At 70.5% G+C, this 13,224-nt stretch carries 11 protein-coding genes; 8 read left to right on the top strand and 3 right to left on the bottom strand.

The window, feature by feature from the left end; genetic code table 11:
• Positions 1 to 15 precede the first annotated feature (15 nt).
• Positions 16 to 1,194, bottom strand: coding sequence for a D-serine ammonia-lyase (locus FV229_RS09550; RefSeq protein ID WP_147751727.1), 1,179 nt, complete (start codon positions 1,192 to 1,194; stop codon positions 16 to 18).
• 346 nt (positions 1,195 to 1,540) lie between these two features.
• Between FV229_RS09550 and FV229_RS09545 the strand changes: the two genes are divergently transcribed.
• Positions 1,541 to 2,551, top strand: a complete 1,011-nt coding sequence (locus tag FV229_RS09545; RefSeq protein ID WP_147751726.1) for a 1-aminocyclopropane-1-carboxylate deaminase — start codon at positions 1,541 to 1,543, stop codon at positions 2,549 to 2,551.
• A 6-nt stretch (positions 2,552 to 2,557) separates the two neighbouring features.
• Here FV229_RS09545 and FV229_RS09540 read toward each other — a convergent pair whose 3' ends face one another.
• The gene (locus FV229_RS09540; RefSeq protein WP_147751725.1) at positions 2,558 to 3,466 is read right to left on the bottom strand and encodes a LysR family transcriptional regulator; all 909 of its coding nucleotides are present in this window, start codon (positions 3,464 to 3,466) and stop codon (positions 2,558 to 2,560) included.
• On the bottom strand, positions 3,463 to 3,639 hold the full coding sequence (locus tag FV229_RS27335) for a hypothetical protein (protein WP_187273641.1): 177 nt from the start codon (positions 3,637 to 3,639) through the stop codon (positions 3,463 to 3,465). The genes FV229_RS09540 and FV229_RS27335 overlap by 4 nt, the downstream gene beginning before the upstream one ends.
• Here FV229_RS27335 and FV229_RS09535 point away from each other — a divergent pair.
• The 7 genes from FV229_RS09535 to FV229_RS09505 all read left to right on the top strand — a co-directional run bounded on the left by FV229_RS09535 (position 3,638) and on the right by FV229_RS09505 (position 13,123).
• A complete protein-coding gene (locus FV229_RS09535) occupies positions 3,638 to 5,164 on the top strand; it encodes an ABC transporter substrate-binding protein (RefSeq protein ID WP_246688124.1) in 1,527 nt (508 codons plus the stop codon). The genes FV229_RS27335 and FV229_RS09535 overlap by 2 nt on opposite strands.
• Before the next feature lie 51 nt (positions 5,165 to 5,215).
• Complete coding sequence (locus tag FV229_RS09530) at positions 5,216 to 6,130, top strand: ABC transporter permease (protein ID WP_147751723.1); 915 nt, start codon at positions 5,216 to 5,218, stop codon at positions 6,128 to 6,130.
• Positions 6,127 to 7,080, top strand: a complete 954-nt coding sequence (locus tag FV229_RS09525) for an ABC transporter permease (protein ID WP_147751722.1) — start codon at positions 6,127 to 6,129, stop codon at positions 7,078 to 7,080. Before FV229_RS09530 ends, FV229_RS09525 begins: the two co-directional genes overlap by 4 nt.
• Before the next feature lie 50 nt (positions 7,081 to 7,130).
• The gene (locus FV229_RS09520; protein WP_147751721.1) at positions 7,131 to 8,552 is read left to right on the top strand and encodes a M20 family metallopeptidase; all 1,422 of its coding nucleotides are present in this window, start codon (positions 7,131 to 7,133) and stop codon (positions 8,550 to 8,552) included.
• Between the two features lie 2 nt (positions 8,553 to 8,554).
• Complete coding sequence (locus tag FV229_RS09515; protein ID WP_147751720.1) at positions 8,555 to 10,165, top strand: ABC transporter ATP-binding protein; 1,611 nt, start codon at positions 8,555 to 8,557, stop codon at positions 10,163 to 10,165.
• A gap of 317 nt (positions 10,166 to 10,482) precedes the next feature.
• Complete coding sequence (locus FV229_RS09510; RefSeq protein WP_147751719.1) at positions 10,483 to 11,319, top strand: formate/nitrite transporter family protein; 837 nt, start codon at positions 10,483 to 10,485, stop codon at positions 11,317 to 11,319.
• Positions 11,320 to 11,383: 64 nt separating this feature from the next.
• A complete protein-coding gene (locus FV229_RS09505) occupies positions 11,384 to 13,123 on the top strand; it encodes a bifunctional protein-serine/threonine kinase/phosphatase (protein WP_147751718.1) in 1,740 nt (579 codons plus the stop codon).
• Positions 13,124 to 13,224: the final 101 nt, after the last annotated feature.

Below are 13,224 nucleotides of genomic sequence, written 5' to 3'. Positions count from 1 at the left end.
CCGCTTTCTCACACGTTAAACAATTCTCGTTTTCGGCGGCATCGCCTTCGCCCCGGCGCGCGGGGACGGCTCGAGGCGCAAGCCCGCCCGGTCCCAGAGATCGCGCAGCCAGGTGAACAGGTCGGCGTCGCCCACCGTCACCACGGCCTCGACGAGGCCCCCGACGGTGCCGGCCACCAGCATCGAGGCCGTGGCCACGGCCAGGCCGTCCGCCGCGGTCCGGTTGTCGAGCCCGACCTCGTAGACGCTCACCGACCGCGCCGGGCCTGCGGCGAGCTGCACGAGCATGCAGGGCGCGGCGACGGGCTCGACGAAGACGCAGCGCACGGCGTCTCCGTAGAGCAGTTTCAGGCCGAGGGTGACGCCGCCCGGGGCGCCGCCGACGCCGCAGGGGAGGTAGACGCACAAGGGATGGGCCGCGTCCACGCTCACGCCCGCCGCGTCGAGCTGGCGCCGCAGGTCGAAGGCCGCCGCCGCGTAGCCGAGGAACAGGTCCACCGAGCTCTCGTCATCGACGAAGTGCGCGTCGGCGCGGCCCTCGAAGGCGATCCGCGCGGCGGCGACGGCGCTGCCGTAATCGCCCGCATGCTCCACCACCCGGGCGCCGAGGTCGCGCAGGCGGCGCTTCTTCCACGCCTTGGCGTCGTGGGACATGTGCACCTCGACCTGGAAGCCGAGGGCGCGGCCGATCACCCCGACGCTGAACCCGAGGTTGCCGGTGCTTCCCACCGCGATCGTGTGGACGCCGAAGGCCGCCCGGACATCCGGGTCGGCGAGGCGGGCATAGGAGGACGCGCCCGAGAGCCAGCCCGCGGCGAGGCCGAGCCGCTCGGCCTCGACCAGCACCTCGTAGACGCCGCCCCGCGCCTTGATGCAGCCGGTGATCGGCAGATCGTGGTCGGCCTTCACCCAGGCCGCGGCCCCCGGGCGTCCCGACACCAGGGCGGCCAGGTCGGCGGAGAGCGGCAGGAGGGCCGAATCGATCCGGCCGGTCGCGAGTTCGGGAAACAGCCGGGCGAGGAGCGGATCGAAGCGGCGCCAGCGCGCCTCGGCCGCCTCGACCTCGGCGAGGCCGAAGGCCAGGCCCGGCAGGATCTCGGCGGCGCGGCCCAGGCGCGGGTTGCGCCAGACCGTGGGCCTGCCGTCCCGCACGGCGTCGGGGAGATCGAGCGGGGGCGTGCCGGCGGCGCTCATGCGGACGGTCTCCTGTAACGGGAATCGGCTCGGGCGGACCGGGCCGTCGCGCCGAGCCGGCCGGCCGGGGACGGGTCGGCGGCCGTGCGGCCGTGCTCGTCCACCGGGCCCGGACGGCATCGCACATGCGGCCGCCTGCCTGAAGCCGGCGGCGAATCTCCCAGCTTGGTCGCCCGCACCCAGCGTCCATGAACGATCCTTCCGTTCCAGGGGGCGATGACGCAAGGATCCCGCGGCCAGGAACACTAGGCGTCTCATCGCAGCGAGAACGAAGGCGCATTTCGAGAGCACCTTCCGCCCCGACTTTGCTAGCTTTTCCGGGCTGACCCACGAAGGACCCGCGAAGATGCTGTCGAAGTTCGAGCGCTATCCCCTGACCTTCGGCCCGAGCCCGATCGAGCACCTGCCGCGGCTGACGGCCCATCTCGGCGGCGACGTGCTGATCTACGCCAAGCGCGAGGATTGCAATTCGGGCCTCGCCTACGGCGGCAACAAGCTGCGCAAGCTCGAGTACATCGTGCCCGACGCCATCGCCAGCGGGGCCGACACCCTGGTCTCGATCGGCGGCGTGCAGTCGAACCACACCCGCATGGTCGCGGCGGTCGCCGCCAAGATCGGCATGAAGTGCCGGCTGATCCAGGAGGCCTGGGTCCCGCACGAGGACGCGGTCTACGACCGGGTCGGCAACATCATGCTGTCCCGCATCATGGGCGCGGAGACGCAGCTCGTCGACGACGGCTTCGACATCGGCATCCGCGAGAGCTGGACGAAGGCCCTGGAGGACGTGAAGGCCAAGGGCGGCAAGCCCTACGCGATCCCCGCCGGCGCCTCGGTGCACAAGTTCGGCGGGCTCGGCTACGTCGGCTTCGCCGAGGAGGTCCGCGCCCAGGAGGCCGAGATGGGCCTGCACTTCGACTACATCGTGGTCTGCACCGTCACCGGCTCGACCCATGCCGGCATGGTGGTGGGCTTCTCCGCCGACGGGCGCGCCCGCAACGTGATCGGCATCGACGCCTCCTGCACCCCGGCCCAGACCAAGGCGCAGGTCCTGGAGATCGCCAGGAACACCGCCGAGCTCGTCGGCGCGCGGGCGATCACCGAAGACGACATCGTGCTCAACGAGGACTACGCCTACCCGGTCTATGGCGTGCCCTCGAAGGAGACGGTCGAGGCGATCCGCCTCTCGGCCCGGCTCGAGGGCATGATCACCGACCCCGTCTACGAGGGGAAGTCGATGCAGGGCATGATCGACCTCGTGCAGAAGGGCTTCTTCCCGAAGGGCTCGAAGGTGCTCTACGCCCATCTCGGCGGAGCGCCCGCGCTCAACGGCTACAGCTACACCTTCCGAAACGGCTGAGCCGCGTCAGAAGCCGCCGGACTCCGTCGGCGGCAGCGCCGCCACCAGCTGCCGCAAGAAGGCTTGGACAGCGTGCGGCAGCTTGCGGTCGCGCATCACTTGGACCTGGATGCCGCGCATCAGGCTCATCCGCGCGTGCACCGGGATGCAGACGAGCTCGCCGAGGCGCACCGGCGTCTGCACCGTGAGGGCCGACATCAGCGCCAACCCCTTCGTCCGCCGAACGAAGGGCAGCAGGGCGGAGAGGATGTTGGCCGTGAGCGTCGGCTCGATGGTGATGCCCTCGGCGAGGCAGGCCGCGTCGAAGACCCGGCGAGCCGTGGTGTCGAGGGTCGGCACCGCGATCGGGTAGGGCTTCAGGTCCGCGAGCCGGATCGCGGGTCGGCGCGCCAGGGGGTGATCGGGGGCACTGAGCGCCACCATCTCGACGGCGTTGTCGTAGGCGACCGCGACCAGGCTCGAGGGCGCGAGCGCGAAGGTGATGCCGATGTCGGCGTCGCCCGCCGCCACCACGTGCGTGACCTGGGCGGGGGGCAGCATCTGCACCTCGAAGCGGATGCCCGGATGGGCGGCGTGGAACCCCGCGATCGCGTTCGGCAGCAGGTCGAGGGCGAAACCCTCCGAGGTGGCGACCCGGATGAAGCCGCGCGCCAGGCCCTGCAATTCCTGGATGTCGGCTGCGACCTGCTCGGCCCGCAGCAGGGTCTGGCGCGCGTGTTCCGCCAGCAGCTCCCCGGCCGGGCTGAGCACCATGCCGCGCGGGCGACGCTCGAAGAGGACGCAGTCGAGTTCGCTCTCGAGATTGGAGATCTGCCGGCTGATCGCCGAGGCTGCGATGTTCAAGTGCGTGGAGGCCGCGGCGATCGACCCGGTTCTGGCGACGGCCAAGACGTAGCGAAGGCCCGAAACGTTCATGGAAACCTGTCGATTGCCGAAACGGCACGGCAGCAATCACGAAATTCTACTTGTTGCGATGCCAATTGCACAACACCATGGCACGACGAAAAAAGCGGCAGGTCGATGCGGGCGGTACGATGCTGGCCGTGCGGACGGGTGAGAAGGACCGACATCATGGCGAGCAGGATCATGACGACACACCGCTCCACGGCACGCGCCGCGCTCACCCTGCTGATGTTGGCCGCCAGCGTCCCGGCGCTCGCCGGCAAGGCGAACGACACCCTGGTCTACGCCTCCGACACCGAGCCGGAAAACGTCAGCCCGTATCACAACAGCGCCCGCGAGGGCGTCATCCTGGCCCGCAACGTCTGGGACACCCTGATCTACCGCGACCCGAAGACCGGCACCTACCAGCCGATGCTGGCCACCGCCTGGAAATGGGTCGATCCCGTCACCCTCGAGCTGACCCTGCGCGAGGGCGTGACCTTCCACAACGGCGACGCCTTCGGCCCGGAAGACGTGGCCTTCACCTTCAACTACGTGCTGACGCCGGAAGCCCGCACGGTGACGAAGCAGAACGTCGACTGGATGAAGTCGACGGAGGTCGTCGACGCCCACACCGTCCGCATCCATTTGAAGGCCCCCTTCCCGGCCGCGCTCGAATACCTCGCCGGCCCGACACCGATCTTCCCGGCGGCCTACTTCAAGAAGGTCGGCCTCGACGGCTTCGCCAAGGCGCCCGTCGGCACCGGCCCCTACCGCATCACCGCGGTCGAGAACGGCCGCGGCGTGAAGATGGAGCGCTTCGCCAAGTATTGGCCTGGCAGCCCGATCGGCGCGGCCAAGATCGGCAAGCTCGAGTTCCGCGTTATCCCCGACGCCGATAGCCGCATGGCCGAGCTCGTTACCGGCGGAATCGACTGGATCTGGCGCGTGCCGAGCGATCAGGCCGACCAGCTGAAGGGCGCCCCCAACGTCTCCGTTCTCAGCGCCGAGACCATGCGGGTCGGGTTCCTGCAGTTCGACACCCTCGGCCGAGCCAAGGAGAACTCGCCTCTGAAGGATCCCCGCGTCCGGCAGGCGATCTCGTACGCCATCGACCGCAAGGCCATGGTGGACAACCTCGTGCGTGGCGGGAGCCGGGTGATGAACGCGGCCTGCTTCATCGACCAGTTCGGCTGCACCGACGAGGGCGTGCCGCGTTACAGTTACGATCCGGTCAAGGCCAAGGCGCTTCTCAAGGAGGCGGGCTACCCGAACGGCTTCGAGATCGACCTCGGCGCTTACCGCGAGCGCGACTACGCCGAGGCCGTGATCGGCTACCTGCGCGCCGTCGGCATCACCGCCCGGCTGAACTACCTGCGCTACGCGGCGCTCCGCGACCTCATCCGGGGCGGCAAGGTCTCGATCGCGTTCCAGACCTGGGGGTCGTTCTCCGTACTCGACGTCTCGGCCTTCACGGGCGTCTACTTCCGCGGCGGCGACGAGGACCTGACCAAGGACCCCGAGACTATCGCGGCCCTCCAGGCCGGGGACGGGGCGACCGACCCGGCCGTGCGGAAGGTCAAGTACGCCGAAGCGCTCAAGCGCATCGCCGGCCAGGCCTACTCCCTGCCGCTGTTCTCGTACTCGACGAACTACGCCTTCACGTCGGACCTGACCTTCACGGCGCAGCCCGACGAGCTGCCGCGCTTCTACGCGGCGCAGTGGAAGTGACGGCCGGCGCCTGAAGCCGACCGACCGCCGACCGAACTAGGGAGCCGGGCCATGCTGCGATTCATGATCCAACGAAGTCTGGTGGCGCTGGCGGTCGCCGTGACGGTGTCGGTGGCGAGCTTCATGCTCCTGCACCTGTCGGGCGACCTCGCCACTGCCATCGCGGGGCCGGAGGCGACCTCCGTGCAGGTGGAGGCTATCCGGGTCCAGTACGGGCTCAACCAGCCCCTTCTCGCGCAGTTCTTCGCCTGGGGGGCCAAAGCGATCCGGCTCGATTTCGGCAACTCGTTCTACTTCCGCGAGAGCGTGATCGACCTGCTCGCCGCCCGCCTGCCGATCACCCTGTTCCTCGGCGTGGTGGCGCTGGCCGTGGCGCTCTTCGTGGCCATCCCTCTTGGGGTGCTGGCCGCGGTCCGGCGCGACACCTGGATCGACCGGGCCGCCCTCTCGGTCTCAGTGCTGGGCCAGGCCATGCCGAGCTTCTGGTTCGGCCTGACCCTGATCATGATCTTCTCGGTGAACCTGCGCTGGCTGCCGGTCTCCGGCAACACGACCTGGAAGCACTTCGTTCTGCCGGCGATCGCGCTCGGCTACTACGCCATGCCGGCGGTGATGCGGCTGACCCGCAACGGCATGCTGGAGGTCCTGGCCTCGGACTACGTCCGCACCGCCCGCGCCAAGGGCCTGCCACCGCGCAAGATTCTGATCCGGCATGCGCTTCGCAACGCCGTCATCCCGGTGATCGCGCTGGCCGCCGTGCAGTTCGGCTTCATGCTCGGCGGCTCGATCGTGATCGAGGCGGTGTTCTCGCTCCAGGGGCTTGGCCAGCTCGCCTGGGAATCCATCGCCCGCAACGACTTCCCGGTGGTGCAGGCGATCGTGCTGGTCCTGGCGATGATCTACATCGCCCTGACGCTGGCCGCCGACCTCCTCAACGCCTTCCTCGATCCCCGGCTGCGCCAATGACCCTCCAGCCATCCGCCTCCCCCATCGCGGCCGGCTTGCCCGAGACGCCGACGGCCCTCTCGTCCGACAGGCCGGCGGCGCTCCCCGCCGCCCGCTCGCCCACCGCCCTGGCGCTCCGGCGCGGGCTCCGCCACGGCGGCTTCGTGATCGGTGCCGGCATCCTCGGGACCATCCTGCTCTGCGCGCTCGCCGCCCCGCTGATCGCGCCCCACGATCCCTACGCCCAGGACGTCTCCCGGCGCCTGATCCCGCCGATCTGGCAGGCGAAGGGCACGTGGGACCACGTGCTCGGCACCGACAAGCTTGGGCGCGACTACCTCAGCCGCCTGATCTACGGCAGCCAGATTTCCCTGCTGATCGGGATCGCAGCGGCGGCCATCTCGGGCGTGATCGGCACGACGCTCGGCATCTGTGCCGGCTATTTCGGCGGCCGGGTCGACGCGGTGGTGAGCTACGTCGTCACCACGCGGCTGGCGATGCCGGTGGTGCTGGTGGCGCTCGCCATGGCCTCCCTCGTCGGCGGCTCGCTGAAGGTGGTGGTGCTGGTGCTCGGCTTCCTGCTCTGGGACCGCTTCGCCGTGGTCACCCGCGCGGCGACCCGGCAGATCCGCGACCAGGACTTCATCGCCGCGGCCCGCGCCACGGGCTTCTCCCCGGCCCGCATCCTGTTTCAGGAGGTGCTGCCGAACATCCTCAATGCGCTCATCGTGGTGGCGACCCTGGAGATGGCGCACGCCATCCTGCTCGAGGCCGCCCTGTCTTTCCTGGGCCTCGGCGTGCAGCCGCCGCTGCCGTCCTGGGGCCTGATGATCGCCGAGGGCAAGCCGTACATGTTCTTCCAGCCCTGGGTCATCACCATTCCGGGCGTCGCGCTCCTGGTCCTCGTCCTGGCGATCAACCTGCTCGGCGACGGCATCCGCGACGTCACCGCCCCCGAGGGGCGGCGCTGAGCCGCCCCTGCCCCGCAGAAAACCCCACTGCACCGAGATCGAGTGAGCCCATGTCCCGACACAACGCGATCGCGCGCGCCGCGCGCCACTACGACGAGGGCGGCTTCCTCAGCGTGCTGCAGGACGCCGTCGCCCGCCAGACCGAGAGCCAGACCTCGGGGCAGCTGCCGAAGCTGAAGGCCTATCTCGCCGACTTCCTGGTGCCGCGGATCGCGCCGCTCGGCTTCACCAGCCGCATCCTCGACAACCCGGACGGCGTCCACGGCCCGTTCCTGATCGCCGAGCGCCACGAGGGCGACGCGCTGCCCACCGTGCTGATCTACGGACACGGCGACACCGTGCGCGGCTACCCCGAGCAGTGGCGCGAAGGCCTCGCCCCCTGGACGATCACCATCGAGGGCGAGCGCTGGTACGGCCGCGGCACCGCCGACAACAAGGGCCAGCATATCCTCAACCTCGGCGCGCTGGCGGCGGTGATGGCGGCGCGCGAGGGGCGGCTCGGCTTCAACACCAAGCTGCTGATCGAGATGGGCGAGGAATCCGGCTCGCCGGGACTGCGCGACCTTTGCCGCGCCGAGGCCGAAGCGCTCAAGGCCGACGTGCTCATCGCCTCGGACGGTCCCCGCGTCAGCGCCGAGCGGCCGACGGTCTTCCTCGGCTCGCGCGGCGGCTACACCTTCGAGATGCTGCTGGACCTGCGCGAGGGCAGCCACCATTCCGGCAACTGGGGCGGGCTGCTGCGCAACCCCGGCACGGTGCTGGCCAACGCCATCGCCACCCTCGTTGACGGGCGCGGCAAGATCCTCCTCGACGCCCTGCGCCCGCCCGCGATCCCCGACAACGTCCGCGCGGCGCTCGCCGACATCGCGGTGGGCACCGACCCGACCGCGCCGGCGATCGACGCCGATTGGGGCGAGCCGGGGCTGTCCGCGGCCGAGCGCGTGTTCGGCTGGAACACCCTCGAGGTGCTGGCCTTCAAGACCGGCGACCCGGACGGGCCGCTCAACGCCGTGCCGCCCACCGCCAAGGCGACGCTGCAGTTGCGCTTCGTCGTCGGCACCGACTGGGAGGGCATCCTGCCGGCCCTGCGCGCCCACCTCGACGCCCACGGCTACCCCATGGTCGAGGTCCGCGCCGCCCGCACGGAGGTGTTCCGCGCCACCCGGCTCCCCGTCGAGGACCCGTGGGTCGACTGGGTACTGGCTTCGATCGCCGAGAGCACGGGCAAGCGTCCGGCCCTGCTGCCGAACCTCGGCGGCTCGCTGCCCAACGACGCCTTCTCGGAGATCCTCGGCCTGCCGACCCTGTGGGTGCCGCATTCCTACCCGGCCTGCCTCCAGCACGGCCCCGACGAGCACCTGCTCGGGCCGCCTTCGCGCGAGGCCCTGATGCTGATGGCGGGCCTGTACTGGGACCTCGCCGAGACCGGGCCGGCGGTGCTCGCCCGGCGCGAAGCCCTCAAGGGAGCCTAAGCATGAACGAGCCCGTCGTCCGCATCCGGAATCTCACCCTGGCGCTGCCGAAGGGCTCGGACCGTCCCCATGCCGTCGAAGACCTCTCCCTCGACCTGATGCCGGGCAAGATCCTCTGCGTCGTCGGCGAGTCGGGCTCGGGCAAGTCGATGAGCGCCTACGCGCTCACCGGCCTCCTGCCTCGCGCGCTGAAGCCGGTCGGCGGGCAGATCCTGTTCGAGGGGCGGGACCTCCTGACCCTGGAAGAGCGCGGCTGGCGTGCCTTGCGCGGTCGCCGCATCGCCATGGTGTTCCAGGAGCCGATGACCGCCCTCAACCCGGTCATGCGCATCGGCGACCAGATCGCCGAGATGTTCGAGGCGCACGGCCTCCTCACGCCGGCCGAGCGCAGGAACCGGGCCGTCGCGCTCGCCACCGAGGTCGGCCTGCCCGATCCGGGCCAGATCGTGCGCGCCTACCCGCACCAGCTCTCCGGCGGCCAGCGCCAGCGCGCGATGATCGCCATGGCGCTCGCCCTCGAACCCTCGATCCTCGTCGCCGACGAGCCGACCACGGCGCTCGACGTCACCACCCAGGCCCAGATCCTCAAGCTGATCCGCGACCTGCAGCGGCGGCGCGGCATGAGCGTCCTGTTCATCACCCACGATTTCGGCGTGGTGGCCGACATCGCCGACCATGTCGCCGTGCTCCAGCGCGGGCGACTGGTGGAGCAGGGCAGCGCCGAGACCGTCCTTCAGCATCCGCAGCACCCCTACACCCAGGCCCTGCTCGCGGCGGTGCCGAGCCTGGTGCCGCCGGCCCGCGCTTCCCGCGCGGACGCGCCGCTGGCGCTCTCGGCCATCGGCCTGACCAAGACCTACGCGACGCGGGGCGGCCTGTTCGGCAAGCCGCGCGTGGTCGCGGCGGTGAAGGAGGTGGGCTTCGAGGTCCGACGCGGGGAGACCCTCGGCCTCGTCGGCGAATCCGGATCGGGCAAGTCCACCACCGCCCGCCTCGCGATCCGGCTGATCGAGCCGGACCGGGGCACGGTGCGCCTCGGCAGCCTCGACTACACGGCGCTGGCGCCGCGCGCCCTGCGCGACGAGCGGCGACGCATCCAGATGATCTTCCAGGACCCGTTCGCGTCCCTGAACCCGCGCCGCACCGTCGAGCAGATCATCACCGCCGGCCCGATCGCGCACGGCACGCCCCGGCGCGAGGCGCGCGCCCGGGCGCGCGAGCTCCTCGACCTCGTCGGCCTCTCGGCGAGCGCGGCCGAGCGCTACCCCAACGCCTTCTCAGGCGGCCAGCGCCAGCGCATCGGCATCGCCCGGGCGCTCGCCATGGAGCCCGACGTGCTCGTGGCGGACGAGGCGGTCTCGGCCCTCGACGTCTCGGTCCAGGCGCAGGTGCTCGACCTGCTGGAAGACCTCAAGCAGCGCCTGAACCTCGCGATGCTGTTCATCACCCACGACCTGCGCGTCGCCGCCAAGATCTGCGACCGCATCGCCGTGATGCATCGCGGCGCCATCGTGGAGATGCGCCCCACGACCGACCTCTTTCGCCAGCCGGATCATGCCTACACCCGCTCGCTCCTCGCGGCGGTGCCGGGCCTGCAGGCCGCTCGGCCCTGACCGGGCGCCGGCCTCCAGTTGGAGGGGCGACGCGCGTGTGATCCTGCAGCTCCGCCAGCGAGCACGCCTTCTCGCGCCTGAGAGGGTGCGACCCCGCCATTCGAAGGTCCGAAACGAACCATCGCCGCAGGCGCGATCCGCGAAGGTAACGCGTTTCCGATCGGCCCAGGTCTTGCTTCGGGTTTGCTGACAGGTGGTGTGCCGGCTTCGCGCACATCTCCTGGTGCAGGCCGCGCAATGAAGCGTGGCCGGACGAGGGGCCAAGGGCCGCGCAGTCCGGCGAGCTTTGCAGAAGCCCGAATCGTAAGAGGACCAAGATGGCCTATCTCGCCCCTGCTGAGTTCGTCACCAAGATGGTGGACGCAGGCGAATCCAAGATCTTCATGTCGACCCGCGACACCATCATTCGCGCCTACATGGCTGGCGCGATCCTGGCGCTCGCCGCGGTCTTCGCCGTCACCATCACGCAGCAGACCGGCATCCCCATCCTCGGCGCCGCCCTGTTCCCGGTCGGCTTCTGCATGCTCTACCTGCTCGGCTTCGACCTGCTCACCGGCGTGTTCGTGCTGGCGCCCCTGGCGCTCCTCGACGGCCGGCCGGGCGTGACCTGGGGGGGCGTGCTGCGCAACTGGGGCCTCGTCTTCATCGGCAACTTCCTCGGCGCGCTGACCGTGGCGCTCATGATGGGCTTCGTGTTCACCTTCGGGTTCACCGCGCCGGCCGACAAGGTCGGCGAGTTCATCGCCCACATCGGCGAGCGCCGCACCGTCGGCTATGCCGCGCACGGCACCGGCGGCTGGTTCACGATCTTCATCCGCGGCATGCTGTGCAACTGGATGGTCTCCACCGGCGTCGTCGGCGCGATGATCTCGACCACCGTCAGCGGCAAGGTGATCGCCATGTGGATGCCGATCATGCTGTTCTTCTACATGACCTTCGAGCACTCAGTGGTGAACATGTTCCTGTTCCCCTTCGGCCTGCTCATGGGCGGCCAGTTCTCGGTCGGCGACTACTTCTTCTGGAACGAGATCCCGACCGTGCTCGGCAATCTCGTCGGCGGCCTCGCCTTCACCGGCCTGACCCTCTACACCACCCACGTCCGGACGGCCCCGAAGCGGACCGTCGTCCAGGCGGAGCGCCGCCTCGCGGCCTGATCGCCGGCTCGACCGGTCGGGCCTCGCGCCGCAGGGCGCCGGGCCCGACCGCCGGGATCCGCCGATGCCTTCGTCCCTGACCCTCTCCCTCGGCCAGCACAGCGAGCGCGGGCGCAAGGAGACCAACCAGGACTTCCACGGCGCGCTCGTCCCCGGGCGCGCCGCGCTGGCCCTCAGGGGCGGCGCGATCGCCATCGCCGACGGGATCGGCAGCAGCCCGGTCAGCCACGTCGCGAGCGAGACGGCGGTCCGGAGCTTCCTGTCCGACTATTACGACACCCCGGACACCTGGTCGGTGAAGACGGCGGCGAGCCGGGTCATCGCCGCGACGAATTCGTGGCTCCATGCCGAGACCCGGCGCAACCGGCAGCTGCACGACCCCGAGGGCGCGCGCGACCGCGGCTACGTCACCACCTTCAGCGCCCTGATCCTGAGGTCGCGCACCGCGCACATCTTCCACGTCGGCGACGCCCGCATCTCCCGGGTCGTGCGGCGCTCGCTCGAAGCGCTCACCGAGGACCACCGCGTCGTCCTCTCCGCCGAGGAATCCTACCTCGGCCGCGCCCTCGGCGCCGCCGCGCACGTGGAGATCGACCACCACACGGTCGTGATCGAGGGTGGGGACGTCTTCGTCCTGACGACGGACGGGGTGCACGAGCACGTGCGGCCGGAGGCGATCGTCGCCGAGATCGCGCAGCACGGCGACGACCTCGATCGCGCCGCCCGGGAGATCGTCCGGCGGGCCTACGAGAACGGCAGCGGCGACAACCTCACCGTCCAGATCGTGCGCGTCGACGCCGTCCCCGACGGCGAGCTGGACGAGATGTCGGGCCGGGCCGACGACCTGCCGCCGGCCCCCCTCCTCGACCCGCCGACCACCTTCGACGGCTACCGCGTGCTGCGTACCCTGCATGCGAGCCACCGCAGCCACGTCTACCTGGCGGTCGACGGGGAGACCGGGCTCACGGTCGCCCTCAAGGTGCCCTCGACGGACCTGCATGCGGATCCGGCCGGCCTACAGCGGTTGATGATGGAGGAATGGGTCGCGCGGCGTATCGACAGCCCGCACGTTCTGAGCGCCCCGCCCCGGACCCGGCGGCGCAGCCACCTCTACACGGTGATGGACTATGTCGAGGGCCGGACGCTCGCCCAGTGGATGCGCGACAATCCCGAGCCGGAGCTCGAGGAGGTCCGGCGCCTCGTCGAGCAGGTCGTGGTGGGCCTTCGCGCCTTCCACCGGCGCGAGATGGTGCATCGGGACCTGCGGCCCCACAACGTCCTGGTCGACGCCGCCGGCACCGTCCAGATCATCGACTTCGGCTCCACACGGATCGCCGGGCTCGCCGAGGACGACCCGACCGTCGACGAGACGGTGCAGGGCACCGTGCAGTACACGGCGCCGGAATGCCTCGCGGGACGGCCCGCCACGCCGCAATCGGACATCTTCTCGCTCGGCGTGATCGCCTACCAGATGCTCACGGGACGCCTGCCCTACGGCGCGGAGGCGACGCGGGCCTTCAGCGCGGCCCGCGCCCAACGCCTGCATTACGTCTCCCTCGCCGCGGCGCGCACCGGTCTACCCGCCTACGTCGACGCGGCCCTGCGCAAGGCGGTGCACCCCAATCCGGCCCAGCGCTACGAGGTGCTCTCCGCCTTCGTCCAAGACCTGCGCCACCCGAACCCGTCGCTGCCCGGCCTCCGGCGGACGGCCCTTCTGGAGCGCGACCCGGTGCTGTTCTGGAAGCTCGTCTCCCTCACCCTGGCGGCGGCGGTCGTCTACCTGCTTGCGCGCTCGGCCCTTTGAGGGGTGCATGCGGCCTCGCGGATGCGCATGCGAGGAGCGGTGTCGCGTGTTGAAAGACCGCTTCCCCTCCCTCCCCACTCTTCGAGGGAGGGAAGACGGGC

The organism is Methylobacterium sp. WL120 (assembly GCF_008039465.1).
GTDB classification, from domain to species: Bacteria; Pseudomonadota; Alphaproteobacteria; order Rhizobiales; family Beijerinckiaceae; genus Methylobacterium; species Methylobacterium cerastii.
This window is presented reverse-complemented; position numbering and strand designations above follow the sequence as displayed.

Coding starts and splice junctions, on each gene's coding strand:
- FV229_RS27335 (WP_187273641.1), bottom strand. CDS start 3,639: ATGATCCTGCTCGCCATGATGTCGGTCCTTCTCACCCGTCCGCACGGC.
- FV229_RS09540 (WP_147751725.1), bottom strand. CDS start 3,466: ATGAACGTTTCGGGCCTTCGCTACGTCTTGGCCGTCGCCAGAACCGGG.
- FV229_RS09535 (WP_246688124.1), top strand. CDS start 3,638: ATGACGACACACCGCTCCACGGCACGCGCCGCGCTCACCCTGCTGATG.
- FV229_RS09550 (WP_147751727.1), bottom strand. CDS start 1,194: ATGAGCGCCGCCGGCACGCCCCCGCTCGATCTCCCCGACGCCGTGCGG.
- FV229_RS09520 (WP_147751721.1), top strand. CDS start 7,131: ATGTCCCGACACAACGCGATCGCGCGCGCCGCGCGCCACTACGACGAG.
- FV229_RS09505 (WP_147751718.1), top strand. CDS start 11,384: ATGCCTTCGTCCCTGACCCTCTCCCTCGGCCAGCACAGCGAGCGCGGG.
- FV229_RS09545 (WP_147751726.1), top strand. CDS start 1,541: ATGCTGTCGAAGTTCGAGCGCTATCCCCTGACCTTCGGCCCGAGCCCG.
- FV229_RS09515 (WP_147751720.1), top strand. CDS start 8,555: ATGAACGAGCCCGTCGTCCGCATCCGGAATCTCACCCTGGCGCTGCCG.
- FV229_RS09530 (WP_147751723.1), top strand. CDS start 5,216: ATGCTGCGATTCATGATCCAACGAAGTCTGGTGGCGCTGGCGGTCGCC.
- FV229_RS09525 (WP_147751722.1), top strand. CDS start 6,127: ATGACCCTCCAGCCATCCGCCTCCCCCATCGCGGCCGGCTTGCCCGAG.
- FV229_RS09510 (WP_147751719.1), top strand. CDS start 10,483: ATGGCCTATCTCGCCCCTGCTGAGTTCGTCACCAAGATGGTGGACGCA.